The 25998-nt window shown below is 36.4% G+C and carries 20 protein-coding genes; 11 read left to right on the top strand and 9 right to left on the bottom strand.

Going from position 1 to position 25998, the window contains the following annotated elements; translation table 11 throughout:
- Nucleotides 1-516: 516 nt before the first annotated feature.
- From IPI15_RS05410 to tyrS, 4 genes are all read right to left on the bottom strand, one after another.
- Nucleotides 517-1461 carry a 1-aminocyclopropane-1-carboxylate deaminase/D-cysteine desulfhydrase gene (locus tag IPI15_RS05410; RefSeq protein ID WP_287401257.1) on the bottom strand — a complete coding sequence of 315 codons (945 nt, stop codon included), beginning with the start codon at nucleotides 1459-1461 and terminating at the stop codon, nucleotides 517-519.
- Nucleotides 1421-3742, bottom strand: a complete 2322-nt coding sequence (locus IPI15_RS05405) for a beta-N-acetylhexosaminidase (RefSeq protein WP_287401255.1) — start codon at nucleotides 3740-3742, stop codon at nucleotides 1421-1423. The genes IPI15_RS05410 and IPI15_RS05405 overlap by 41 nt, the downstream gene beginning before the upstream one ends.
- A gap of 158 nt (nucleotides 3743-3900) precedes the next feature.
- On the bottom strand, nucleotides 3901-6348 hold the full coding sequence (locus IPI15_RS05400) for a TonB-dependent receptor (RefSeq protein WP_287419419.1): 2448 nt from the start codon (nucleotides 6346-6348) through the stop codon (nucleotides 3901-3903).
- A gap of 474 nt (nucleotides 6349-6822) precedes the next feature.
- Nucleotides 6823-8094, bottom strand: coding sequence for a tyrosine--tRNA ligase (gene tyrS, locus IPI15_RS05395; RefSeq protein ID WP_287401252.1), 1272 nt, complete (start codon nucleotides 8092-8094; stop codon nucleotides 6823-6825).
- Nucleotides 8095-8165: 71 nt separating this feature from the next.
- Between tyrS and IPI15_RS05390 the strand changes: the two genes are divergently transcribed.
- Both IPI15_RS05390 and IPI15_RS05385 read left to right on the top strand, forming a co-directional pair.
- A complete protein-coding gene (locus IPI15_RS05390; protein WP_287401249.1) occupies nucleotides 8166-9506 on the top strand; it encodes an ABC transporter permease in 1341 nt (446 codons plus the stop codon).
- A 122-nt stretch (nucleotides 9507-9628) separates the two neighbouring features.
- Entirely contained in the window at nucleotides 9629-10240 is a 612-nt protein-coding gene (locus IPI15_RS05385; protein ID WP_287401248.1) for a hypothetical protein, read from the top strand.
- Nucleotides 10241-10250: 10 nt separating this feature from the next.
- On the opposite strand, the gene IPI15_RS05380 is transcribed toward IPI15_RS05385, so the two are convergent.
- Nucleotides 10251-11312 (bottom strand): RluA family pseudouridine synthase, encoded by a 1062-nt coding sequence (locus IPI15_RS05380; RefSeq protein ID WP_287419418.1) that lies wholly within the window; start codon nucleotides 11310-11312, stop codon nucleotides 10251-10253.
- Nucleotides 11313-11380: 68 nt separating this feature from the next.
- Between IPI15_RS05380 and IPI15_RS05375 the strand changes: the two genes are divergently transcribed.
- The 4 genes from IPI15_RS05375 (at nucleotide 11381) to IPI15_RS05360 (ending at nucleotide 14441) form a co-directional block, all read left to right on the top strand.
- On the top strand, nucleotides 11381-12592 hold the full coding sequence (locus IPI15_RS05375) for a trans-sulfuration enzyme family protein (protein ID WP_287401246.1): 1212 nt from the start codon (nucleotides 11381-11383) through the stop codon (nucleotides 12590-12592).
- Between the two features lie 281 nt (nucleotides 12593-12873).
- The gene (locus tag IPI15_RS05370; RefSeq protein WP_287401245.1) at nucleotides 12874-13026 is read left to right on the top strand and encodes a lmo0937 family membrane protein; all 153 of its coding nucleotides are present in this window, start codon (nucleotides 12874-12876) and stop codon (nucleotides 13024-13026) included.
- A 56-nt stretch (nucleotides 13027-13082) separates the two neighbouring features.
- On the top strand, nucleotides 13083-13718 hold the full coding sequence (locus IPI15_RS05365) for a porin family protein (protein WP_287401244.1): 636 nt from the start codon (nucleotides 13083-13085) through the stop codon (nucleotides 13716-13718).
- 132 nt (nucleotides 13719-13850) lie between these two features.
- Nucleotides 13851-14441, top strand: coding sequence for a TIGR00730 family Rossman fold protein (locus IPI15_RS05360; RefSeq protein WP_287419416.1), 591 nt, complete (start codon nucleotides 13851-13853; stop codon nucleotides 14439-14441).
- Between the two features lie 21 nt (nucleotides 14442-14462).
- Here IPI15_RS05360 and IPI15_RS05355 read toward each other — a convergent pair whose 3' ends face one another.
- The 4 genes from IPI15_RS05355 to IPI15_RS05340 all read right to left on the bottom strand — a co-directional run bounded on the left by IPI15_RS05355 (nucleotide 14463) and on the right by IPI15_RS05340 (nucleotide 19812).
- A complete protein-coding gene (locus tag IPI15_RS05355) occupies nucleotides 14463-15362 on the bottom strand; it encodes a sugar phosphate nucleotidyltransferase (RefSeq protein ID WP_287401242.1) in 900 nt (299 codons plus the stop codon).
- 55 nt (nucleotides 15363-15417) lie between these two features.
- The gene (locus tag IPI15_RS05350) at nucleotides 15418-15789 is read right to left on the bottom strand and encodes a four helix bundle protein (protein ID WP_287401241.1); all 372 of its coding nucleotides are present in this window, start codon (nucleotides 15787-15789) and stop codon (nucleotides 15418-15420) included.
- Nucleotides 15790-15952: 163 nt separating this feature from the next.
- Nucleotides 15953-17623, bottom strand: coding sequence for an energy-dependent translational throttle protein EttA (gene ettA / locus IPI15_RS05345; RefSeq protein WP_287401240.1), 1671 nt, complete (start codon nucleotides 17621-17623; stop codon nucleotides 15953-15955).
- Nucleotides 17624-17934: 311 nt separating this feature from the next.
- Nucleotides 17935-19812, bottom strand: coding sequence for an ABC-F family ATP-binding cassette domain-containing protein (locus tag IPI15_RS05340; RefSeq protein WP_287401239.1), 1878 nt, complete (start codon nucleotides 19810-19812; stop codon nucleotides 17935-17937).
- A 218-nt stretch (nucleotides 19813-20030) separates the two neighbouring features.
- Between IPI15_RS05340 and IPI15_RS05335 the strand changes: the two genes are divergently transcribed.
- The 5 genes from IPI15_RS05335 (at nucleotide 20031) to ligA (ending at nucleotide 25996) form a co-directional block, all read left to right on the top strand.
- Nucleotides 20031-20891 carry a DUF2911 domain-containing protein gene (locus tag IPI15_RS05335; protein WP_287401238.1) on the top strand — a complete coding sequence of 287 codons (861 nt, stop codon included), beginning with the start codon at nucleotides 20031-20033 and terminating at the stop codon, nucleotides 20889-20891.
- Between the two features lie 153 nt (nucleotides 20892-21044).
- Complete coding sequence (locus IPI15_RS05330; protein ID WP_287401237.1) at nucleotides 21045-21401, top strand: c-type cytochrome; 357 nt, start codon at nucleotides 21045-21047, stop codon at nucleotides 21399-21401.
- Nucleotides 21402-21404: 3 nt separating this feature from the next.
- Complete coding sequence (locus tag IPI15_RS05325) at nucleotides 21405-22526, top strand: anhydro-N-acetylmuramic acid kinase (protein WP_287419414.1); 1122 nt, start codon at nucleotides 21405-21407, stop codon at nucleotides 22524-22526.
- 255 nt (nucleotides 22527-22781) lie between these two features.
- Complete coding sequence (locus tag IPI15_RS05320; protein ID WP_287419413.1) at nucleotides 22782-23891, top strand: NAD-dependent epimerase/dehydratase family protein; 1110 nt, start codon at nucleotides 22782-22784, stop codon at nucleotides 23889-23891.
- Nucleotides 23888-25996, top strand: coding sequence for an NAD-dependent DNA ligase LigA (gene ligA, locus IPI15_RS05315; protein ID WP_287419412.1), 2109 nt, complete (start codon nucleotides 23888-23890; stop codon nucleotides 25994-25996). Before IPI15_RS05320 ends, ligA begins: the two co-directional genes overlap by 4 nt.
- The last annotated feature ends 2 nt before the right edge of the window (nucleotides 25997-25998 follow it).

Below are 25998 nucleotides of genomic sequence, written 5' to 3'. Positions count from 1 at the left end.
TCTACTTGTAATTTCCTTTTTCTTTTAGCCACTAATTTCACTAATGATGCTTCACATCTTACACGAATTTATAGTCTGTTACAGGATTATTTAGGCTCAATAAGCAAAGTAATGTCCTCCAATTTATGGCTTATTCGTGAAAATTCGTGTAGTTCGTGGCAAAAAAAAACTTTGTGAATTTTATATGTTTACATGATCTACTTGATATTATTCTTTTTTCTTTTGCCACTAATTTCACTAATGATGCTTCGCATCTAACACGAATTTATAGTCTGTTACAGGATTATTTAGGCTCAATAAGCAAAGTAATGTCATCCAATTTATGGCTTATTCGTGAAAATTCGTGTAATTCATGGCAAATAAAAACTTTGTGAATTTTATATGTTTATTTGATCTACTTGCAATTTAATCTTTTTTCTTCTTGCCACTAATTTCACTAATGATGCTTCGCATCTAACACGAATTTTTGGTGTTACTTTATGCTCCATTCTTTCATTTATTCTGTTTTTAATTGTTTCATTTTACAGGTAATTTTAATCCAAACCGCTCATTCATCCCATAAATACCCTGACTACCACCCGTATGCACATAAACGATATTGGAACCTTCAGGAAAGTGATCATTATTTATCTTATCGAATAATCCATAAAGTGCCTTCCCATTGTATATGGGGTCGATCACGATATTGGTATCATCATACCATGTCTTGATAAAATCAATCAACTCAGGTTGAATCTTTGCATAACCTCCAAAATGACAGTCAGGCCAGATCTCTAAATCATCAAAATCTAATTGGTTGAATTTATTTTGTAAATGAGAAACAGCATCCATCTTTAATACCGGAACTGCTATTATTTTTAAATGTTTATTATCGTTGGTTATCATTCCGGCTATCGTTCCTCCAGTGCCTAAGGGACATACTATGTGAGAAACACCAGGCAATTGCAATATAATTTCAGTAACAATTTCTGAAGTTCCTTTCAGCGCTTCCTCATTAGAACCGCCTTCAGGAAGAAAGTAGGAATTATTTTCAATCCCTCTACCCTCTTCCAACATCTTTTTAAAAGTTACTTTGTCGAAATATCTCAACTCCATGCCATTATCAGCACAAGCTTTTAAAGTATGATTATTGGGATCTGCATAAGCAGCATTTACATAACCGATCGTAGGAATATTAATATATTTTCCTGCCTGACTGACTGCCAAAAGGTGGTTGGAATAGGCTCCACCAAAGGTTTCAATGACTTTAAATTGTCCTTTTATTATTTCCTCTATATTGTATTTAAGCTTTCTAAATTTGTTGCCTTCGATGACCGGATGAATCAGATCGTCGCGTTTGATAAATATGTTAACCCTTTTCTTCGTAAATAATTGGTTAGAAATTCTTTCGAGCGGACTGGCTAATACATCTAAATTCATCTTAATCGACAACAATCTCATCACAGAATAACCAGGCTTCATTTCCAGCTCCTTGCAAACCATCTTTAATGATACCGTGCCTTTTGGCCAATATTTTTATATATCGATAAGATGATCCATTGAGATAGATCTTAGCTTTTATGATTTTATCATTTTCAGTTTGCTCAGCAGACTTTTCAATTTTTACCCATTGGTCTTTTTCGTTTGCTCCAAATACTTCAATTGATCGAGGTCCATAGACCCATTGACCATTTGCATTGTAAAATCTCAGTTCTACATGATGTAAAGCATTACTTTCGTTCAAATCTATAATTGCTTCCAGATCTTTTCCTAAAAAGCCCAACCATTCATCACCACCATAATTATCATTCGCTCCAATCATGCCATTTACTAAGGCTGACTTACCTCCTGAATTATATTTTTCATTAGGTTCATTTGTTAGTTGAATTTCCTTTCCACTTGCCAGATTAATATTGAATTCTTTCCTTATTGTAGAATAAATTTGATCATTTGTAGTATCAACTAATCTCGCCTCAATAGTGCCGGATTCAGATAACCCAGCAGGTTCAGTGAATGGTAACCATGCTGTATTCGATTTGTTCTTACTTATCCTATACTGCAGCATATTTTTTGGGGCATCTGATGTGATATTGGCTAATAAATTACCTGCATTTTGAATGGTATTAATATCCAGTGAAAAGAAATGTTTTGCATAATTTATTTCCCATGCATCCAGCCTGGAAATTTGCCGGGTCAATTTTGACAGAAAATTATTGTAATTTTTGGTTGACTCTTGCGACCACAAGGCCTCTGCAAGTGCAAAGGATCTGGGATAAGCCATGTATTGCAAGTGTTCAGGAGTAGCAATATATTCGGCCCATAGATTTGCTTGGCCTCCTAAAATGTATTTTTGCTTTTCAATTGGCAACTTAGAAGGGATTGGATCAAATGTATACACTTTCTTTAATGTCAGGAATCCACCGATAGCAATTGGCTCTCCGGCATTCTTTGATTGATATTGATCAAAGTAACAATGTGAACCCGGAGTCATCACCACTTCATGATTCTGATTAGCTGCTTCCATTCCTCCAGCTGTACCTCTCCAAGACATTACCACAGCATTTGGAGCCAATCCCCCTTCCAGGATTTCATCCCAGCCGATCATGATTCTTCCTCTTGAATTGATATGCTTTTCGATTCTTTTGATGAAATATGATTGAAGCCCATGTTCGTCTTTCAACTTTTCTTTTTTTATCAAATCTTGACAAAACTTGCTTTCTTTCCATTGCTTTTTTGGAACTTCATCCCCACCTACATGGATCATTTTAGATGGAAATATCGCCATGATCTCATCCAGTACATTATTCAGAAAAGTAAATGTTTCCTCCTTTGGGCAGAAAATATCTTCAAATACACCCCATGTCGTAGACGCCTCGATTGTTTTCCCTGTACATCCATATTCCGGATAAGCAGATAAGGCAGCTGTGGCATGTCCCGGCATTTCTATCTCCGGAACGACAGTGATAAACCTCTCTGAAGCGTATCGAACTATCTCTTTGGCCTCTTCTTGCGTATAGAAATGACAATATTTTTTACCATCATATTCTATTGGCCTGTCACTGTAATGCCCTATTCTGGTTTCCTTCCTGCAGTTTGCAATTGTCGTTAATTTAGGGTATTTTTTGATCTCGATCCTCCATCCCTGATCATCTGTAAGGTGCCAATGAAAATAATTCATTTTTTGAAAGGCAAGCATATCTATGTATTTTTTGACTGCGGCAAGACCGAAAAAGTGCCTTGATTCATCCATGTGCATTCCACGGTAAGAGAATCTGGGGTAATCATAAATTTCACCGCAAGGTATTTCAAGCTTGACATTTCTGTTTTTGCTAATATCTTTATTTTCTATTGGAAAGAGTTGCTTTAATGTTTGGGTTGCGTAAAATGCCCCCCGCTCTTCTTTGTAAATAATGGTAATTTTTTCTTTGGATATGATCAGGTGATAAGCATCTGCGTGAGTGAACGTATCAGATTGAATAAATTGGATAGGATTTTGATTACCAGTAGACTTTAATAATTTTATCTCAAAATACTTTTCTAACCACTTATTGAAATCCAGCATTGGATCTATCTTCGGTGTTTTAGAAAAGGTAAAATTTTGAACAGTCCTAAAATCATAAACTCCTGACCCTGCAGAAATCCTGACTGGCTGTGGTATAATATTAAAATCCTTTATTGCATTTGCCCTCGAATTTGAAACAACGACAAATAAAGCAAAAAGAATAATTGTATATCTGAATTTTAAGCCAACTAAAAACTTCATAGAGTCATTTTAAATATGAAATAATGCATCGTAAAGTTATATAATTATACCTGCCTAACCTAAAAAGAAAAACTCCGAATAATTTCGAAGCCTTTCTTATTTCTAGCTCTGTAAGAGCGTGTCCCGCAAGGGTTGGTCGAAAGGCCAACCCTATTAAATTATAGAGTAAATTTTAATCCAACATAAAATCGCCTTCCCGCTTGTGGAAAATATCCAACAGCGCTAAAATAGTCACCACCTTCTTTCTGAACCGTAGGATCCCCTTCGGATGCATCATATCCACCTGCTTTAAATCTGTAAATCCATCCATTATTGACAAATATTTTATCAAATGCATTATCCAATCGGAAATCAAGAGTTAATCCCGTCTTTTTAAATTTGAAAGGCACTTGAATTGAAAAACCATGCAAGGTATAACCATCCAATTGTGCAAATTCATTAGAAGTGTTGTCTAAATACTGGCTGCTGACATATTTGTAATTATAAGATAAAGCTGCTCTTTTGAATAAATTTTGAGTTGTGGAGAAAGGATTAAAACTAATTTGTCCAAAAAAGATAGCCTTCGGACTAAATGAAATATCAGTTGTTCCAAGAGATCTAGCTTCCTGATCGAGATATTCAAATTCACCATTTACAATGGCACTTGCATCGATAAATTCTGTAAAGTCAGGGATCTTGTTTTTACTCAATGCGAGATTTGAATTCAATGACACCCAATCAGAAATTTTATATTTAAAATCCAACTCAACGCCTATTCGATAGCTTTCGTCCACATTAAACCTTGTATATGCGCCTACATCATTGATCTTACCGGTAAGCACCAATTGGTCTTTGTACCACATAGTATATTGATTGAACGTAAGTTGGAATTTATTTGCAGTATATCTGTATCCAATTTCTGAATTGATCAATCTTTCAGGATTTGGCAACTTTCCGGGCGCAGCATCTGTAAAATCATCTCTATTTGGTTCTTTATGTGCAACACCGCCATATAAATAAAAGCTACTGATCTCATTCAAGTAATATGATAACCCTAATTTTGGGTTAAAAAAGGTATAGCTTTTACTCAATTGAGTAAGGTCATTGGTAGTATTTAAACCTTCGTATTCATATTTAATATTTCGGCCCTGAAAATCTGCTAAAACACTAATATTATTAAATCTCTTTTCCCCTTTTAGGAAGACACTACTCTCAAATTTATTTGCTTCATTCGAATAGTATTCTCTTGGCTTCCAAACATTTATTTGTTCGATGGTCTTAATTATTCCATAATGTTTTCCGGCATAATTTTGGGCATTTCCGCCTATTTGTATATTCCATTTATTTGCTTTAAAACCATATAATAAATTGATACCCAATAAATCATTGTCCAACCATCGCTCTCTGACCAGGCTTACATCCTGAAATTCCACATCCTCAAAATAGTCATTGATGTTTTCTTCCCGATATTGATTGTAGTAGCCTTTACCCAGTGTATTGTAAAAAGTTAATTTTAAGGAAGATTTTTTAAAATCGTATGTTCCAATGATTCTGCTGTACAATTGGCTATAATTGTCTGTTTCATCATCAAAAAAGGTACCATTACTCTTCAATCCTGCTGAGTTGTAAGTTGATTTATTATCTGTGAGATAATATTGTATAGGCATGCCATTCCATGCCTGATAAGTCCGCTCTTTTCCCCAATAAATATTGGCAGCAAGCGTCAATTTGTCTTTTTTAAACTGGGTTTGAACAGAACCTGCCCATAGATCAGACGTGGCTCTGTCAATATAACCATCGCTGGTGATCCTGCTTCCTCTTAATTTCATATTGAAATATTTGCCGAATCTGCCGGTACTATAAGCAAGACCATATTTTTGGCTGTTAAAGGAGCCATAACCGGCATTGGCAGATACACCCATGTCATCAGATAGCTTGCCTGTCTGCAGATTAATATTGGCACCAAATGCTCCCGGACCGGAAGTTGACACTCCCACACCGCGTTGTACTTGCACCATTTCAACATCTTCAATAAGATCAGGAAGATCCACCCAGAAAACATTTTGAGATTCTGCATCATTCACAGGAACGCCATCGATCATGACATTGATCCTCGATTGGTCACTTCCTCGGATGCGAATACCGGAATAACCGATGCCATTTCCAGCATCAGATGTAGAAACTGATCCGGGTAAATTCTCAAGTAATGCAGGCATGTCACTCGGAGAATTTAAATAGAAATCGGTTTTCTTAATCGTTTTTTGCGTAACGCTTCCATTGTCAGGCGCCCAGGAGGCTATAACCAATGAATTTTCAAGCATTGTGGAACTTTCCCTTAGTCGAAATCTAACTTCGGAAACTATACCGGATAGCGCGGTATCAATGGATATAAACCCAACATAGGAAACCATAAGTTTAGCCGGATATTCAACCTTGTTAAAGATAATTTGACCACTTTGATCCGTGATAGCTTTTTTATTGGAAATACTGACTGAAGCAGCCGGCAATGGTTTACCTTCAGCATCTCTTACAATCACCTTTAATTCCTGAGCGTAAGATGAATTCCAAAATAAGAAAGTTACCATGAGCAACATTGCTCTGATGTACAAAAATTTAAAATTTAACATTGAAAAATAATTTATGAAAACTGCCATAAGGGGTTCACAGCAGCATCTATTCACAAATTTCCATCCCTTCCCGGCATTACCCTGGCAGGTTCAATGGGTATTATCTCAGCCGACAGAAGGTCAGCACCCCAATAAGATGACACGAAGGTAGTGGTTAATTGTTAATTGTTAAATATTTTTTTTATCAGGAGCAAAATTCAAACTGTCTAACTGTAGATTTTGAATAAGAATCATTGAGAAATGAGGAATGGATAATCGGTAATCGGAAATCGGTAATAACCTATGGAGCGTCATTCTAACTTCTAATTTCTACCTTCTAATTTTTTATCCCATAAATATTAAGTCAGATTATTAAAAAGATCGCTGCAAGTTTAAATTATGCTATTCCGCCAGCTCTCACTGTTCGCCACTCGCTTCTCCCTGTTCGCTTTGCCTTCCTTCTCACCTTCTCAGTTCTTCACACTCTCACCTTCTTTAAATCAACTCCACCAGCACCTTCTGCTTCTTCCCATTTTCCACAAATACATATTTATTTGCAAAGATCTGATCAGATGAAGTTACCGAACTTAGCTCTGAAATTCTAACTCTATTGATTTGAAGTGCATTGCCCTGTATAGCGCGTTTGGCGTCACCTTTAGAAGCAAATATTTTGGCATCTTCTGTTAGAATGTCAACAATTAAACTACCTGAATTCCATTTTTCCATCGGTAATTGAACTACTTGTAATTCTCCCTTCAGCAAATTGATGGTTGAAATATCCAGTGACTTAACAGCAGTCTCGTCAAATCCTTTTCCAAATAACAAGGAGGAAACCTTTTTTACTGAATCCATATCCTCTGCACTATGCACTCTTGCAGTCAATTCTTCGGCAAGTGTTCTTTTGGCTTCATTTGGATCTGTCTGCAGCAATTGATCAAGCGCTTCTATTTCCTCTTTTGTTTTATAAGAAAAGTATCTCAGTAACTTAGGAACATCCGCATCATTACTATTCAACCAAAACTGATAAAACTGATAAGCGTTGGTCATTTCAGGATCCAACCATATATTTCCAGTTTCAGATTTACCAAATTTCTGTCCATCTGCCTTGGTAAGCAAAGGTGTGGTGGCAGCATAGGCTTTTCCACCTACATTTCTACGGATAAATTCTGTTCCGGCAGTGATATTGCCCCATTGATCTGATCCACCCATCTGTATCTTGCAGCCATATTTATCATATAAGACCTGATAGTCATAACCCTGAAGCAACTGATAGCTGAACTCTGTAAAGCTAATCCCCGTCTCCATGCGCTTTTTTACAGATTCCTTGCTCGCCATATAATTGACAGTCAGTGTCTTTCCTACATCACGTAAGAAAGTCAACACATTCATTTCTTTATAAAAGTCGTAATTGTTGACAAAAACGGCTCCGTTAGGTCCATCAAAATTCAATAACTTCCTAAACTGAAGCATTTGCTTATCAATATTAATTTGCACTTCTTCGGCTGTCTTGAGCACTCTTTCATTGTCTTTAAAAGAAGGATCCCCGATTAGGCCTGTAGCACCACCCATGAGGACGATTGGCTTGTTGCCGGTCCTTTGAAAAAATGATAATAACATCACCTGGACAAAATTGCCAATGGTTAGCGAAGCAGCAGTTGGGTCAAAACCAATATATCCCGTCACCGGGCCTTCCTTAAATAAGTCTTCTACACCGGGAGTGCTATCCTGGAGCATACCTCTCCACTTCAGTTCTTCTATAAAATTCATGTTTTTTGTATGGCTTTTGTTGTATTCCCTGAATTTATTTTTACAAAATTCAAAGTATTAATCTTTTGCAAATGTATCAAATTGTAGATTTGCCTGTTAATTATTTAAAAGATTTGAATCTAAGTTACTTTATAGCCTCAAGGATCAATAAGCATGAAAACAGTGCTTTTGCTTCTTTTATTGTTAAATTGGCCATTGTTTCAGTGGCGCTCAGCCTGTCAGTAATGTTGCTCACTACTTGCCTGGTTATGGGCTTTAAGAATCAAATTAAATCCAAAGTATTTGATTTCTGGGGTCATATTCATCTCAATGCTCCTGAGTATAATCAAGCACTTGAACCCAAACCACTAGTCCTTTCACCGGGCCTTATTGATTCTATTTTGCGTATTAAGTCTGTGGCTTATACAGAAGACCGGACTATTTTCGGTGGTCGCGTCTATCTGGGAAAGTCTGAAAGAACTACAGAAGGTGGAGTTAGTCATTTGCAAGGTTTCGTCCAATTGCCTGGCATTTTATCTGCTCAAGATCAAATTGAAGGACTAGTGCTCAAAGGTGTAGCTTCAGATTTTGATACTTCTTTTGTCAATAAATACCTAGTATCAGGCACTGGAAAGCTTATAAATGACTCCACAGGACGAACTATCATCATTAGTCAAACGACCGCAAGCAGGTTAAAACTAGCAACCGGAAATGAAATAGTTGTATATTTTGTGGTTGGAGGTTCACAAATAGGCAGAAAATTTGAAATAGTAGGTGTTTACAAAACAGGTCTTGAAGAATATGACAGAAAGTTTGCCATTTGCGATGCATCTGTCCTCCAGGACTTATTAAATTGGACTCCTGTTCAGTTTTCCGGGTATGAAATATTTGTACAAAACCTCAACGACCTCGAAATTATTAATGATTATCTGTATAATGAGATGTTACCTGCTGACGTCTTTAGTACTACTATCAGAAATAAATTTCCAGGCATATTTGAATGGCTCCAACTGCAAGATTACAATGAAGTGGTTATATTAGGTCTGATGATCGCTGTGTGTCTTATCAATATGGCAACAGTGCTCATTATCTTCATTTTAAACAGGTTGAAGATGATTGGAATTCTAAAGACATTAGGAATGAGAAACGGACCATTAAGGAATATATTTTTACTTCAATCAGCCCGCATAATATTTTTTGGTTTATTGTGGGGTAATATTGTCGGATTAGGATTGGCTTGGATTCAATACCATTTTAAAGTTATTAAGCTTAATGAGGCAGATTATTATTTATCAATAGCGCCTATAGAATTTTCAATACAAAGTATATTGTTGATTAATATCTGCACCTTACTCATAATCATGTTATTCCTGGTTATACCCTCTTCCTTAGTGGCAAGGATTTCTCCTGTCAAATCAATTTCTTACAATTAAATAAATTGAAACAGCTGCTTCAGAAAATAATATTGCTCGGGCATCGACTTTTGTATTTGCTAACCTCCTACCCTCTTAGAATTTGGAGGTTTTTTAAACATTTTATAGTCTTATTTCAGCTCTTGTTTAATAAGCATGAATTATTAGTTCACTATCGTTATTCAGGTATTGGAGTAATTGTTTGGTCCTATGAATTTGTATTCTACATTCTGGATATACTGGCAATTCCTGAATTATTTCAAACGATAATTGACTTCATTCATTGGAAAAACAGACCATTAAATCATGAAGAAAAGAATATTATCAAAAGTGTCTTTAATGATTCCATTAATTTAAATACTATTTCACTTGATCTTTATAAACATTATTTTAGTGATGTTGCAATGGCATTCGTTGGGTTTAATACCATTTTTTTTAATAGAAAAATCACTGGAGAACTCTTGATACATGAAGCTTCACATTGTTGGCAATACCAGCGATTTGGTTCAGTTTATATCATAAGGGCACTTCTTGCTCAGAATAGTAATCCAGGATATAACTATGGCGGAGTCCATTCACTAGAGAACATCGTTATGTCGAGACAAATTAAGAGAATTAACTATGAACAACAGGCTGAAATAATTACCGATTATTATTCTTTATCAAATACAAAATTCGCTGATCCCGGAGAAATAAAAATCTATAAAAACTATTTAAATTTATTGAAAATCCCCCAAATAATAATTAATAAATAACAACTAACAATTATTCCTCAATCTTCCTACTCATCAAATACTTTCTCCACTTATCTATCAATTGCTCAAAATCATCTGGAATTGGACATTCAAAATTTAATCGTTTTCCGGTAACTGGATGCTCAAAACCCAATGTTCTTGCATGTAATGCTTGTCGTGGGCATATTTTGAAGCAATTATCCACAAACTGCTTGTATTTTGTAAAGATTGTTCCTTTTAAAATCTTATCGCCACCATAGCGTGCATCTGAGAACAAAGGATGTCCCAAATATGTCATGTGGGCTCTGATCTGATGAGTTCTACCTGTTTCAAGAATGCAATTCACAAGACTTGTATAGTAGAATGACTCCATCGTCTTGTAATTTGTCACAGCTTCCTTACCGGTGATACCATCTTCAAAAACGATCATTTGCATTCTGTTAGAAGGGTTTCGTGCAAGGTTCCCTTCTATTCTTCCTTCGGCTGGTTCTAAATCTCCCCATACTAAAGCAGTATATTCTCTTGTAACAGAATGATCGAAGAATTGCTTAGCCAAATGTGTCATTGCGTATTCATTTTTTGCTATGACTAAAAGGCCTGTTGTGTCTTTGTCTATGCGGTGCACAAGTCCAGGTCTGTCATTATTATTCCCTGCTTTGATAGGAAGCACATGTTGAAAATAATGAGCGAGGCCATTTACTAAGGTTCCTGATTTGTTTCCAAGTCCCGGATGAACCACCAACCCTGCCGGTTTATTTATCACCATTACATCAGCATCTTCGTAGACAATATTAAGATCCATTTCTTCAGGTTCTACCCTATAAGCATCTGTTGGGGCTTGTGGAAGAACAATTTCAATGACTTCCAGAGGTCTTACTTTATAATTTGGCTTTATTGTTTTGCCGTCTACTAGCACACTTCCGGCTCTTATTCCGTTCTGAAGTCTGTTCCTGGTGACTTGTTGCATTTTATCCATCAGAAACTTATCTATCCTGATAGGACCTTGCTTTTTGTCAACAGTAAATGAATAATGCAGGTATAATTCTTCTCCTTGCTCCGCTTCACTGTCTATATATTCTTGCTCTTCGCTCATGTATTTTTGTTTCTCATAGCAGATAAATATCTACCTTTAAAAATATTTTAAGTTAAAATAAAGTACAAATGTCATCAAAAAAATCCAAAGTGAAGTTTTCGAATGAATCATATGCTGTAGCAGAAATGTATAAAGTGCCATCTGATAAGCCTCATACATTGCCAATATATGCTACTTCCTCTTATGAGATGGAGTCATTGGAGCATAGTATAGATATTTTTGAAGGCAAAAAGGAAGGCTTTGTTTATTCCAGGTATGGCAATCCTACAGTGCAAGCTTTGGAAGAAAAGATAGCATTGTTAGAAAAAGGTTCATTAAAAAAAGACGTCAAGGCAATTATGACCTCTTCCGGAATGTCTGCGATCTCAACATTGATGATCGAACTATTAAACTCTGGAGATGTTCTTGTGACACCTGATGGGCTTTATGGTGGCAGTACAGAATTGCTGGTTTCAATCAGCAAAAAGATTGGATTTACGCTGCTTTATGCAGATCTTAATGATACGGATGCACTGAATGAATTGCAATTGAAAAGTAAAATTACAGCAGTTTATTTTGAAACTCCTGGAAATCCCCTTTTGAATTGTGTTGATATTAAAAAACTTGCAAGTTTTTGTAAAAAAAATAAGATTATCACAGTGTGCGATAATACGATTAGTACGCCTTATTTGCAACAACCCTTAAGCCTGGGTGTGGATTATGTGATTTATAGTACAACTAAATATCTAGCCGGTCATGGAAATAGCATAGCAGGGTGTATAGTGAGTACACATACTTCAAAGATGAATGGTGACATTTTGAAGAATATGCGCTTACTGGGTACGAATTGCTCACCATTCGAAGCATGGCTTACTTATATAGGCTTGAAAACATTGCATTTAAGGATGGAAAGACAATGCAGCAATGCAAATGCTCTGGCAGAATTTTTATCGCAACACCCCAAAGTAAAAAGGGTGAATCATACTTCACTCTCAGATCATCCATTTCATAAATTGGCTATTGATCAAATGTCGAACCATGCACCATTAATGAGCTTCGAGGTGAAGGGAGGTCTCAAGGGAGCCAAAAAATTTATGAATGCGCTGCAATTAATAACTCACGCTCCTACTTTAGGCGATTTGGATACACTAATATTGCATCCTGATTCATCCTCACACAGAAATATTCCAATTCACAAAAGAAAAGAAATAGGAATTACTCCCGGTTTAGTCAGAATGTCTACAGGCATCGAAAATCTCAACGACTTAAAGGCAGATATACTGCAAGCTTTGGATAAATAGCCTGGTAATTTATTTATGAAATTTTTAAAGTTTTTCTGCTCCATCAGGCTTGTATAAATAGCTCAAATACGCCTAATTATTTCTACTATTTTAGAAATTTATTAATAGTTATTGAACTAATAAATTATTTTATTAGTTTGAAATAGTATGCATGCAAATTTTGCATTTTTTAAAAAGTAAGGATCCATTATTTTTTAATTCCCTTTCAAGTTGAATTTATATTGATTGAATATTAATTTATTTAATCCACACTATTAATAACGAATTAAAAATAATTAACGATGAGAAGCATATTATATATCATTGCAGTGATCATGATCATTGGTTGGGCAATTGGATTTATTGGATATCAAGCCGGAGCTATTATTCACTTACTTTTAGTGATAGCAGCCATATCCATATTATTGAGTGTGATTAGAGGAAACAAACCTTAAATCATATATTTTTAAATGATAATTTATATTTAATTTAAAATTAAACAGAATTGAAAATGAAACAATTTATTTTTGCGATATTAGTGATAACAGTATTTAATGCCAACATCTTTGCTCAGGATTCGAATGAGGATTTAAGAGAAAGGTTTTCTATCGGCATCAAAGCAGGTGGTAATTTATCTAATGTTTATGATGAACAAGGTGATAATTTTGTAGCTGATCCAAAACTTGGTTTTGTAGGCGGAGTGTTCTTGAATATGCCATTAGGAGCTTTGATTGGGATACAGCCAGCTTTACTATACTCTCAAAAAGGATTTAAGGGTGATGGTTCTTTTTTAGGAACTAAATATTCTTTTACAAGGACTTCTACTTTTCTAGATGTACCAATTTTATTGGCCATTAAGCCAACAAATTTTATTACAATTCTTGGAGGACCACAATATTCATATCTTCTTAAACAAAAGGATGAATTTAATGGTCCTGGAGTCAGCGTAGATCAGGAAGACGAGTTCAAAAACGATGATATTAAGAAAAACATCTTTGGGCTGACTGGTGGCGTTGACATCAATGTGAATAATATAGTTATCGGGGCAAGAGCAGCATGGGATGTCTCCAAAAATGGTGAACCCGGTTCTAATACTCCTAGATACAAAAATGTGCTTTATCAGGCAACCATTGGTTTGAGATTTTAAGATTGGTCATTGAATAAGTTTCATGCAACATAATATAAGGCAGTAGAAGAGAAATTCTTCTACTGTTTTTTTTTGCACTATTTGGTAAATTGAATTTATAAACTCAATTTTATACGAATTTAAATATAAGTAATGAAAATATGTGTTTACTGTGCTTCAAGTGCATTAATAGATCAAAGTTTTTTTAAAGCTACAGAAGAAATGACCATCGATCTACTCAATAATGGTGTAGATTTTGTATTTGGTGGTGGCTCTACCGGTCTGATGGGTCATCTGGCTGATACAGTTTTAAATCATGGAGGCAAAATAAAAGGCATAATGCCAAACTTTATGAATGATGTAGAATGGGGACATAAGATGGTTACTGACTTTGAATATGTAGATACGATGCATGAGCGGAAAGCAAAGTTTCTCTTGAATATTGATGGTCTTATTGCTTTGCCGGGAGGCAGTGGTACTTTGGAAGAATTATTGGAAGCCATTACCTTAAAAAGGCTCGGCATACTTAATGTGCCAATAATCATTTTGAATACAAATAACTACTATGATCCTTTGAAATTAATGCTGGAAAGATGTGTTTCTGAAAAATTTATGAACGAAAAACATACGGAAATGTGGACTTTCGTGAATGAACCAAAGGAGGTGTGGCCAGCAATAAACAATGCCAAAGTTTGGGAAAATTACTCTATAAATTTTGCAAGAAATGAATTTCATCCAAAATAAAACCTCTGAAAAATTAAACTTTTAGAAAAGCTTCTCCGGATAATCTCCTCTCTCCCCCATTTCCGCAAATTTATCCACCGTCGGCTGACGATCCTCCTGATATGTGACACCTATCCATGTGCTGTTGGATGGAATAACTTCAAATTCAGAGCGGCCTGATTTAATCAAATAATCTACAACCAAAGGAATAAAATACTCCTGTTTTTCAGTCGGTCGGCTGTAATTGACAAAGTCTAAGAAACCCTTTCTAAACATTGGGAAAAGGTCAGGATGGAATCCCCAAAAGTTCATTGAAACATAACTTTCCTCTGATAGTGGGTATTTTTGATCACCATCATGATAATAAATCGTCCCATTCTCCCGTGCTATCTTGGTTCGTTCATTGACTTCTACTAATTGAAGTTCATCATTGACCTGACAAACACCTCTTGATACATGACCATTCTCAGAAAGTGTATTACCTAATTTATACCCAATTAGAGAATTTTTATTTTCAGAGATCCTATTGTCAAGAAAATCTGCCATTTGGACAAATGCCTCTTTTCCATAATAATCATCTGCATTTATAACTGCAAATGGCTCATGGATCACTGACTCACACACTAAAACTGCATGTCCTGTGCCCCAAGGCTTCTCTCTCTCTGGAAAAGTATCAATACCCGCTATCGGAGAATCAACTTCCTGATGTACATGAACTACTTCCGCAAGTGAAGTATATTTTGAAGAAACTTTTGATTTGAATTCTTCCTCAAAATGTGGTCTGATCACAAATACCAGTTTATCGAAACCTGCCTGAATGGCATCATACACAGAATAATCTATGATCGTCTCACCATTTGGTCCAAGACCATCAAGTTGTTTAAGGCCTCCGTATCGGGATCCCATGCCGGCTGCGAGAATGAGTAGTGTTTTTTTGGACATCTTTTAAATTAGAAATTAGAAGTTAGAAATTAGAATGATTCACTTCGATTGAAATTTACTTATTTAATTTTTTCATTTGTTCTTTATAATTTAATTTTCTAAGTGATGTAACAAAGATTGCTGTTAATTCATTGGATTCCTTTAGATTTAATTCCAATTCTTCTGATTGAAAGTAATTTTTAGCTTTTATTATTTCTAACCAATAACAAACCTCATCTACTTCTTCTAGCACAATATTTAGTTTTGAGATCATTTCTCTATCACTTCTTGATCTTAAGGCAGCTCTGTAATTTGCTCCAACAGAGGTCCCGGATTTCATAAGTTGATATGCTATAATTTTACAAGGTATAGAAAAAGGAAGTTTTTCTACAATTCCAATAATTGAAATTGAGAAATCCTTAGTACGGATTTTTAAGTCTGAATACATGATGAATTGTTTGGGTTATTTGATAAGTAAAAATAATACTTTTATTTATTTTGACCAAACAATTAATATTTTTCTTCGGTGCTAACCATTCATCATTTTAGATACTTTTGGATCTAGTCGCTCATTCTAACTTCTAACTTCTAATTTCTAACTTCTAATTTTACTAGATAGACAAAAGGTTCTTAAACTTCGACTTCTTCTTCTGCTCTCCCAATCTACTCTTCTTATTCTCCTCGTAATCAGAATAGTTGCCTTCAAAGAAATAGGCGCCTTCATCCTCAAATGCAAGAATGTGCGTTGCCAATCTGTCTATAAACCATCTATCGTGTGAAATAACAAGTACGCACCCGGCAAAATTCTCTATAGCCTCCTCTAAAGCCCTAAGTGTATTTATATCAATATCATTCGTAGGCTCATCCAATAGGATCACATTACCACCATCCTTCAATGCCATGGCAAGATGTAATCTGTTTCTTTCTCCTCCTGATAATACACCTACTTTTTTGCTTTGATCTGTTCCATTAAAGTTGAACTTACTAATGTAAGCTCTGGCATTAACACTCAAGCCATTGACCAACAAATTATCTAAACCTCCGGAAAGCACTTCATAGACACTTTTCTCCGGTTTGAGATCTTCGTGAGACTGATCTACATAAGCGATTTTCACAGAGTCACCAATGATGACCTTTCCTGAATCAGGTTGCTCCTGACCGGTGATCATACGGAACATAGTGGACTTACCGACACCATTTGGACCTATGATTCCGACAACTGCATTTTTAGGAATTTTGAATGTAAGATCGTTGTACAATGTTCTGTCACCATATGATTTAGCTACATGTTCAAAGTCGATCACAAGATCTCCCAAACGTGGTCCCGGTGGAATAAAAAGTTCAAGTTTTGCTTCCTTTTCATTTCCACTTTCTTCTGCCAACTTCTCATAAGCTGTTAAACGTGCTTTAGATTTAGCCTGACGAGCTTTAGGAGCCATTCTGGTCCATTCTAATTCACGCTGAAGTATCTTTCTGCGTTTAGATTCTGTTTTCTCTTCCTGAGCAAGTCTGTTAGATTTTTGCTGCAACCATGAGCTGTAGTTTCCTTCCCATGGAATACCTTCTCCCCTATCCAATTCGAGAATCCATCCTGCGACATTGTCAAGGAAATATCTATCGTGTGTTACTGCAATAACAGTTCCAGGGAAATTTCTAAGATATTGTTCCAACCAGTCAACAGATTCTGCATCCAGGTGATTGGTAGGCTCATCTAATAACAGAATATCGGGTTCACTCAGAAGCAATCTACATAAAGCAACCCTTCTCCGTTCTCCACCTGAAAGGACACTTACCTTAGCGTCAGGTGCAGGAAGTCGAAGTGCTTCCATGGCCATCTCAAGTTTGTATTCCAGATTCCAGGCATCCTTTTGTTCTAGCTTTTCAGTTAGTTCACCTTGTTTTTCTATCAAGGCATTCATCTCATCATCCGTTATCTCTTCAGCAAATTTTGCATTGACAGCTTCATATTCAGCAAGTATATCGACGACTTCTTTCACACCTTCCTTCACAATGTCAAGCACAGTCTTTTCAGGATCAAGTGTTGGTTCTTGCTCCAGATAGCCAATTTTATAATCTTTATCAAAAGTGATGTGACCATTGTAATTAGGATCTATTCCTGCTATAAGTTTGAGCAATGTAGATTTACCGGCACCATTCAGACCAAGTACACCAATTTTAGCTCCGTAATAAAACGATAGATAGATATTATTAAGAATGGCTTTATTAGGTGGAATGATCTTACTCACTCCGGTCATTGTAAAGATTATTTTATTGTCGGCCATGTTGTAGTTGTTAATTATTAATTGTTAATTGTTATTTTGGTCGGTGAACTGTCGTGCTTATTCACTCATTATCGTTTTAGCTTTTTCTGTAAAAGAGGTAATTTAGTTTTTATTTATCGTTATTCATTTTGAAGTAAATTTCATTTTTGCCTTTAAATTATAATTAAAATTAATACAGGACATACTAGTTATGGCGCAATGCTTGATTTCAAATGAATTAATAATTCACTTTTAATCTTTAGTTATTCTCAAGTAAGTTATAGCCATTTCTAATCTTCGCCAAGTAATAATTAACAATTAATAATTAACAATTATATAAGCGTTTCCCACTTCTCCATCTCCACCTCAAGCGTGCTTTGCAATTGTTGATATTTCTTAGTTATAGCTTCGTAATCTGAAGATCCGTAAAAATCATCTTTGCCCATTTTTTCATTGACCTGTTTGATCTCTCTTTCTAAATCAGCGATGCGCTTTTCTGTTTTATCAAGTTCTTTCTTTTCAGTGCTGTCAAGAACTTTTGGTGGAGCAACTTTTGCTGCTGCAGTTTGTTTTTGACTTGCTTCCACTTCACGGAATGTTTCCATTTTACGTTTTTCAAGGAAGTAGTTAATATCACCCAGATATTCTGTGGTTTTATTATCTCTGAATTCTATGGTGCGATCAGTTAACCCTTCGAGAAAAGACCTGTCGTGCGAGATAACCAAAAGTGTCCCATCATAATCAAGGATTGCTTTTTTAAGAACTTCCTTTGCTTTTAAGTCCAAGTGATTCGTAGGCTCATCGAGGACCAGGAAGTTAATTGGATGCAGCAATAGCAATGCTAACGCAAGTCTTCCACGTTCACCTCCGGACAATACACTTACTTTTTTGTCAACATCTTCCCCACTGAACATCAATGAACCAAGAATACTCCTCAATTTAGTCCGCATTTCAGCAGGTGACTCGTCCTCCATGGTTGCAAGAAGCGTTTTATCCATGTTCATGGCATCAGTCTGATTCTGTGCATAGTAACCAAGTAAGGTATTTGGTCCTAAGACAACAGTACCATTGTCGGCTTTCTCTTTTCCAATAAGTATTTTTGCTAAGGTTGATTTACCCATACCATTTTGTCCAACAAATGCCACTCTTTCTCCACGTGTTATATGAAAATCAACACCTTTAAAAACGTTTATGCCATTGTATGATTTTTCAACATTTTCAGCTTTTATGAGGACTTCTGCTGAACGGGGGGCAACAGGAAATTTCAACTTGATGGATGAAGTATCTTCATCTTCGAGTTCAATTCTTTCTACTTTATCTAATTGCTTCTGCATGGATTGTGCCATCGAAGTTTTCGTAGCCTTTGCCATGAAACGAGCGATGGTTTTTTCCTTCTGTGCTATGAGTTTTTGTTGATTTTCAAATGCTGCAGAAAGCATTATCCTTCTTTCGACACGCTGTATCAAGTAGTTGGAATAGTTGGCCTGGTAGTCATATATCTTACCGAGTTCGACTTCGATGGTGCGTTTGGTGATCTTGTCAAGGAAGATCTTATCGTGAGAAATAAGCACCACAGCCCCTTTGTAATCACTTAAGAATTCCTCCAACCAAATGATAGATTCAATATCCAGGTGATTCGTAGGCTCATCCAGTAGCAAGTAATCAGGTTTGGTCAAAAGCATTTTTGCAAGTTCTACCCGCATTTGCCATCCACCACTTAACTCTCTTACTTTCTTCGTAAATTCATTATTCTTAAAACCAAGACCTTTCAGGATCTTCTCAGCATTGGCTTCTTTCTGATTACCACCCCTGTATTCATATTGTTCAGTAAGATGCGTGAGGTTGTCGATCAGGTTTGAGTAGCTGTCAGATTCGTAATCTTCTCTTACTCCAAGATCAGTTTCACACTTAATGATCTGACGCTCTATTTCATTAAGTTCTTCGAAAGCCTTGAGCGCTTCTTCAATAACATTATTGTCACCACTGATCTCAATATCCTGATGGAGGTATGCTACTGATTCGCTTTTTGGTTTGTCGATGATGCCTTCATAGCGGTTGATCTCTCCGGCTAGAATCTTTAGCAAAGTAGATTTACCGGCGCCGTTTCGTCCTGTCAGACCTATTTTCTCACCGACATTTATAGTGGTGGAAATAGAATCGAAGAGGATCCTGTCACCGTATTGAATATATAAATTGCTGATTGCTATCATTGTACGCTTAAAGTTGCTTTTCTAAAAAGCTGCAAAGTAAAGGAATATTTAGCTAGAATAAAATAAATACTTTCGAATCATTAACAATTCAGAAAGATATTTGTCTTAAGCTTGAAAGAATTTATGAGACTTATATTTAACGTTATTTTAAATTGAAGGTCTCATTAATAAAGATCATTTTTTGTAATTTTGCATTTTTTATAACTAAAATTATATACATGAAATTAATTTCCGGATTATTCTTATTTATGGCCTGTCTTTTGTCAGGTTTTGTATTAGAGGCTCAGATCAAAACGCCTGCGGCTTCTCCATCGGCTACTCTTAAAGTTAGTGTTGGTTTGGGTGATGTAAACATCGATTATTCCAGACCTTCAATGAAAGGACGTGCTATTTTTGGCGAACTTGTTCCTTTTGGTAAAATATGGAGAACTGGCGCTAATTCAGCTACTAAAGTAACCTTCTCTGATAAAGCAACTATCGGTACTGTAACACTTGACAAAGGTACATATGCTATCTATACCATTCCAAATGCTAATGAATGGACAGTAATATTTTATAAAGATTTAACTATGGGTGGTAATCTTAGTGAATCTAACTTCAAAGAAACTGAAGTTGCAACTAAAGTTGTTGTTCGTCCTATGACTATTAATCCTTCATTTGAAACTTTTACGATAGATGTAACTGATATAACTAGTAAAGGTGCAAATATTGCCATCATGTGGGATAAAACAGCTGTCAAAGTTCCGTTTACATATTCGACAGATGACGCAGTTATGTCTGCAATCAAATCTAAAATGGAGGGTCCTTCAGGTGATGAATATTTTGCAGCAGCTAAATACTACTTGGATGAAGGTAAAGACTTGAATCAAGCATTGGCTTGGATCAAAAAATCAACTGAAAAGAATGGTGAAAAATTCTGGGTACTTCGTCAACAATCTTTGATCGAAGCTAAATTAAACGATTATGCAGCAGCAAGAAAAACAGCTGAAAGATCTCTTGCTTTAGCGAAGGAAGCTAAAAACGATGACTACGTAAAAATGAATGCAGATTCTTTGAAAGAATGGTCAGGAAAAAAATAGTTTTATTTTGATATAAAACATAACGCGTCTTCGGGCGCGTTTTTTATTTCCCCAACTTTATTATACATTTGAACCTATCTCGAATATTTTAAAATAGAATTGATATTCAGGATTAAAATCAGATTGTAAATCAAAAAGAATTCATCAGAAAAAATGCTACGCTATATCATTTTTATATTTTGTACTTTATCCATTATAAGCTGTGTCAACACTAATCCAAAGCAAAATATAAGTTCAGAAGAAGATGACGTGGAACCTATATTAACGCAAGAGGAAAAGGACTTGGAAGCAGGACGAATTTTGTTTTCTACTACCTGTAAATTATGTCATGGAGCTGATGGTAAACTCGGTTTAAACGGAGCTATGGACCTGAGTAAATCACTATTAACAAAAGAAGAGAAATTATTTGTGATCAGCAATGGTCGAAATACTATGGCTGCCTATAAAAATGTATTCACTAAAGACGAAATTAAGCTCTTAGCTAATTATGTCGAAAGCCTAAAGCAATAAAATATGAAAGTTTATCATGGACTCGGTGTTATGTCGGGCAGTTCACTCGACGGCATCGACTTTGCTTTGTGTCGCTTTGAGTGCGGTGACGAAGGAGAAAAAACAGTTCTTGATTGGGAAATAGTCGAAGCTGAAACATTCGAATTAAGTGTTTTTTGGGAAGAAAGATTAAAGAAAGCCTATCTTTCATCAGCAAAAGAATTATGGTTGGCTCATGTTACTTTTGGTAAATATATTGGAGATCTAGCCAATACTTTTCTCAAGAGAACATCGATAAAACCGGACTTCATCTCATCTCATGGACATACAGTATTCCATGAACCACAAAATCATATGACGCTACAAATAGGTCATGGCGCATCTATAGCAGCGATTACTGGCTATCCCACCATTTGTGACTTTAGAAGCACTGATGTCGCTTTAAATGGCCAAGGTGCTCCTATGATTCCGGTGGCTGAAAGTCTACTTTTCTCTGAATATCCACTTTGTCTGAATATTGGCGGAATCGTAAATGTAAGTGCCAGAGTAGATGACCATTATATTGCATTTGATGTGAGCCCTGCTAATCAGGTCTTAAATAAGCTGGCATCGATGTCTGGTCAGGCATTTGACCAGGATGGATTGACTGCCAGAAAAGGTGTACTTCAGCCAGAACTCATATTGGAATTGAATAAACTTGATTATTTCAATGGTCAGTATCCAAAATCATTGGATAATAACTGGATCATGAAGGAACTTTGGCCCATCATTAAATCTTTTGATTATAGCCCTGAAGATAAGCTTAATACTTTTTGTAATTTCATTGCAGAACGCATTTCTCAAGAGATTAAATCAGTTTGTTTAAAAGAAAATACTGATTTTCATGGTCAAAGCATGCTAGTCACAGGTGGCGGAGCTTATAATCAATACCTAATGGAATGTATTGCAGAAATTTGTCTCAATGAAAACGGTATCCATGTAAGTATTCCACCCAAACAGATAGTAGAATTTAAAGAAGCATTGTTAATGGCACTTGCCGGACTACTCCGTGTAAAGAACATTCCGAATATGATGGCAACCGTGACCGGAGCATCTGTGGATAATATTGGTGGGTGCATATATCAGGGGACGAAGGAGATGATTTGAGGTGAGAAGGTGAGAAGGTTTGAAGTTTGAAGTTTGATGTTTGTTGTTTGCAGTTTGTTGTTTGTGAAAGAAATAAAATGAAAAGTAAAAATAAAGTTTCGGAGCATTTCCCCCTCTGGAGGGGGGCAGGGGGAGGATTCTCAACATCCAACATCCAATACTCAAATATTATTACGAAATCTAATTTGCCTTCATGTTACACCTTACTCGCTGAAATTAGAAATCAAAAAACAGAAATTAAAATGAACGCTATCATTGGAGCATCCCATCCAACATCCAACATTCAACATCCAACATTTATTCCACATATTACTCATCACACATCACTTTTCGCCCATGAATAAATCCATCCTCGTCACCGGCGCCACTGGCCTCGTTGGATCCTACGTCGTAAGAACGTTACTGGCAAATGGGTTCGACAATATTTCGATCATACATCGCGAGAAAAGCGATATGAGCCTTCTTGGGGATGCCAAAGACAAAGTAAAAAGTTATGTAGCAGATTTGACAGATGTTTTCGGATTAGAGGAAGCATATGAAGGTATTACTCATGTCATTCATTGTGGTGCCTTGGTTTCCTTTGATAGTCGGGACAAGAGAGCGTTGGCGAAGACCAATATTGAGGGAACTGCCAATATGGTGAATCTTGCACTTGAAAATAACATTCAGAAGTTTATTTACATCGGGTCCATTGCAGCCTTAGGTAGAAATACCAATGACGACATGATCCACGAGGATGTCAAGTTTGAGGACAGCCCAAGCAATTCATTTTATGCAATTACTAAAAATCTTGGAGAGTTGGAAGTTTGGCGCGGAAAGGCAGAAGGTCTTGATGTCAGAATTCTTGTCCCGGGGTTGATATTGGGAAGTGGATTCTGGAAAGTGGGCACTAATGGATTCTTCAATCATGTGTGGAGAGGGAGTAAATTCTATCCGGAAGGTACTACAGGTTTTGTAGATGTTCGGGACATCGCAGATTTTGCAATTAGAATGTTGGATCATGAAGGCAGTCAAGAAAAATATCTCATGATTGGCAAAAATGTTTCTTACAAAGAATTTTTAGAAACTATTGCAAGCAAACTCAAGAAAAATGCACCATCCATTCCTACTAAGAAGTGGATCCTTGCTATTGCCTGGAGATTGGATAAGTTGCGCTCATTTATCACAGGTTCTCGTCCAATGTTAACTAAAGAAACAGCAACAACATCATCAAAATTATACCTTTTCGATAATAGCCGTTCTTTAGATATCAATGGGTTTTCTTACATTCCGTTTGAACAAACAATAGCAGAAACTGCTGCACAATACATTGAAGCTTCACAGGAACAATTCGTTCCTAAAATATTAAAGGTTAAACAACTATGAATGAAAACATAGATAAATTAGTAAGCTTTTCAAGAGATGTGCTTTCTGATAAAATAAAGATTGATTCTCAAGAATTGTCGGATAAATTAGCAGAAGTTGTGAGATTCCATGAATGGAGATACTACACGCTCAACGAACCTATTCTTAGTGACACTGAATATGATTTTCTTTTCAAAGCTTTGGAAGCAATTGAATCAGCGCACCCGGAATGGAGGTCCGACCACTCTCCTACTCAACGTGTCGGCCTTGAGATCACTGAAAATGCGAAACAAATCGATCATTTGCAACCAATGCTTTCATTAGCGAATAGTTACAATGAAAAAGATCTGGTTGATTTTGACTTACAGATTAAGAAACTACTAAAACTAGATGTAACAGAAGAAATTAGCTATAGTGTCGAACCAAAATATGATGGTGGAGGTATTTCTCTAGTTTATGAAGGTAACCAACTATTAAGGGCTGTTACTCGTGGAGATGGCAGTCGTGGTGAAGAGATCACAAATAATGTGAAGAGCATGAAGTCTGTCCCGCTTTATGCTGATTTCGCCAAACTTGGCATTAAAACAATCGAATTAAGAGGTGAAGCGCTAATATCAACTGCGAATTTTACAAAGATCAATAAGTTGAGGGAAGAAAATGGCCAGGTATTATTTGCAAACGCACGAAACGCTGCAACTGGAGGACTTAGGACTAAAGATCCTAAGGAAACTGAAAACAGAATGATGGATGCCTTCATTTATTCGATTTCCTATGCTGCGGATGAGGCAGGAAATAGCAAATTGGATGATTTTAAATCGCACTTCGCATCAATAGATATTATCGGATCACTAGGTGTGAAAGTGCCTTCAGAAGCAAGAAAACTGTGCAAGGGCATTGATGAAGTCGTGAAATTCTGTGCAAAATGGCAGAATGACCGCAATTTGTTTCCTTATGAAATAGACGGCATGGTCATCAAGTTGGACAATAAAAACTGGCTGGATAGAATTGGTTTTACTGCGCACCATCCAAGGTGGGCAATCGCATATAAATTTCAAGCTAAACAAGGTGCCACAAGACTTATCGATGTGGAATACCAAATAGGTAAGATCGGTTCGGTTACACCTGTAGGTAAACTTGAACCTGTTGCATTAGCTGGAGTAACGATTTCATCAGTTTCGCTGCATAATGAAGAGTTCATCGAAAGCCGAGATCTGAGACTTGGTGACATGGTGGTCGTGGAAAGAGCCGGAGATGTGATTCCATACATCGTCAAGGCTTTGGATGATGTCCGAACCGGCAGTGAGATTCCAATCAAATTTCCAACACATTGCCCATCCTGCAATAGTGAATTGGTTAAACTTGAGACGGAGGCTGCCTGGAGATGTATCAACCCAGATTGCCCGGCACAGAATCTCCAGAAACTCATATTTTTCGCTTCCAAGGATGCCATGGACATCGATGGCTTTGGTAAGTCTATCATGGAAAAGTTTTTCGAACTTGGTTGGGTGAAATCCTATCCGGACATTTATAGACTTACGGAAGAACAAATATCAGGACTGGAAGGCTTTGGAGCGCGATCTGCAGAGAAATTGATTGCTGCAATTAAAGTTTCAAAAGCGAATCCAATTCAGCGTTTTCTTCATGCACTTTCAATCCATCATGTTGGAAAAAAAGTTTCCAAATTATTGGCAGAAGAGATCGAAAATGTGCTTGATCTTGCCAGTTGGACAAAAGAGCATTTCGAAGGAATCAAAGACATCGGTCCTGTGGTAGCACAAAACGTAATAGCTTACTTTGGTGATGAGTCTAATGTCAACATGATCAAAGAAATGGAAGATTTAGGAGTCAATCTTAAAGCTACTGCCAAAGATAGAAGAGCTGTGTTAACAAATTCGGATCATCATCTTTCCGGAAAAACAATTTTATTTACGGGCACTTTGCATCAAATGGGACGTAAGGAAGCACAGGAAAAAGCAGAATCATTGGGAGCTAAGAACCTTGGAGCTGTGAGTTCAAATCTGAATATCCTCGTAGTTGGGGATAATGCAGGTAGTAAGCTTAAGAAAGCAAAGGAATTGGGTACTGTGGAGGTATTGACGGAGCAGGAGTTTTTGGATCTGCTGTAAGC

It is taken from the genome of Candidatus Brachybacter algidus, from assembly GCF_016707225.1.
Classification (GTDB): domain Bacteria; phylum Bacteroidota; class Bacteroidia; order Chitinophagales; family Saprospiraceae; genus Parvibacillus; species Parvibacillus algidus.
Note: the sequence above shows the minus strand (reverse complement) of the source record. Positions and strands in the feature narration are given on the sequence as shown.

Bases quoted from the DNA above. Each gene is read 5' to 3' on its own strand.
- IPI15_RS05335 (WP_287401238.1), top strand. From the start codon at position 20,031: ATGAAATTAATTTCCGGATTATTCTTATTTATGGCCTGTCTTTTGTCA.
- IPI15_RS05365 (WP_287401244.1), top strand. From the start codon at position 13,083: ATGAAACAATTTATTTTTGCGATATTAGTGATAACAGTATTTAATGCC.
- IPI15_RS05330 (WP_287401237.1), top strand. From the start codon at position 21,045: ATGCTACGCTATATCATTTTTATATTTTGTACTTTATCCATTATAAGC.
- IPI15_RS05350 (WP_287401241.1), bottom strand. From the start codon at position 15,789: ATGTATTCAGACTTAAAAATCCGTACTAAGGATTTCTCAATTTCAATT.
- IPI15_RS05355 (WP_287401242.1), bottom strand. From the start codon at position 15,362: ATGTCCAAAAAAACACTACTCATTCTCGCAGCCGGCATGGGATCCCGA.
- IPI15_RS05410 (WP_287401257.1), bottom strand. From the start codon at position 1,461: ATGAAGCCTGGTTATTCTGTGATGAGATTGTTGTCGATTAAGATGAAT.
- IPI15_RS05400 (WP_287419419.1), bottom strand. From the start codon at position 6,348: ATGTTAAATTTTAAATTTTTGTACATCAGAGCAATGTTGCTCATGGTA.
- IPI15_RS05390 (WP_287401249.1), top strand. From the start codon at position 8,166: ATGTATCAAATTGTAGATTTGCCTGTTAATTATTTAAAAGATTTGAAT.
- IPI15_RS05340 (WP_287401239.1), bottom strand. From the start codon at position 19,812: ATGATAGCAATCAGCAATTTATATATTCAATACGGTGACAGGATCCTC.
- ettA (WP_287401240.1), bottom strand. From the start codon at position 17,623: ATGGCCGACAATAAAATAATCTTTACAATGACCGGAGTGAGTAAGATC.
- IPI15_RS05380 (WP_287419418.1), bottom strand. From the start codon at position 11,312: ATGAGCGAAGAGCAAGAATATATAGACAGTGAAGCGGAGCAAGGAGAA.
- IPI15_RS05370 (WP_287401245.1), top strand. From the start codon at position 12,874: ATGAGAAGCATATTATATATCATTGCAGTGATCATGATCATTGGTTGG.
- tyrS (WP_287401252.1), bottom strand. From the start codon at position 8,094: ATGAATTTTATAGAAGAACTGAAGTGGAGAGGTATGCTCCAGGATAGC.
- ligA (WP_287419412.1), top strand. From the start codon at position 23,888: ATGAATGAAAACATAGATAAATTAGTAAGCTTTTCAAGAGATGTGCTT.
- IPI15_RS05375 (WP_287401246.1), top strand. From the start codon at position 11,381: ATGTCATCAAAAAAATCCAAAGTGAAGTTTTCGAATGAATCATATGCT.
- IPI15_RS05325 (WP_287419414.1), top strand. From the start codon at position 21,405: ATGAAAGTTTATCATGGACTCGGTGTTATGTCGGGCAGTTCACTCGAC.
- IPI15_RS05360 (WP_287419416.1), top strand. From the start codon at position 13,851: ATGAAAATATGTGTTTACTGTGCTTCAAGTGCATTAATAGATCAAAGT.
- IPI15_RS05405 (WP_287401255.1), bottom strand. From the start codon at position 3,742: ATGAAGTTTTTAGTTGGCTTAAAATTCAGATATACAATTATTCTTTTT.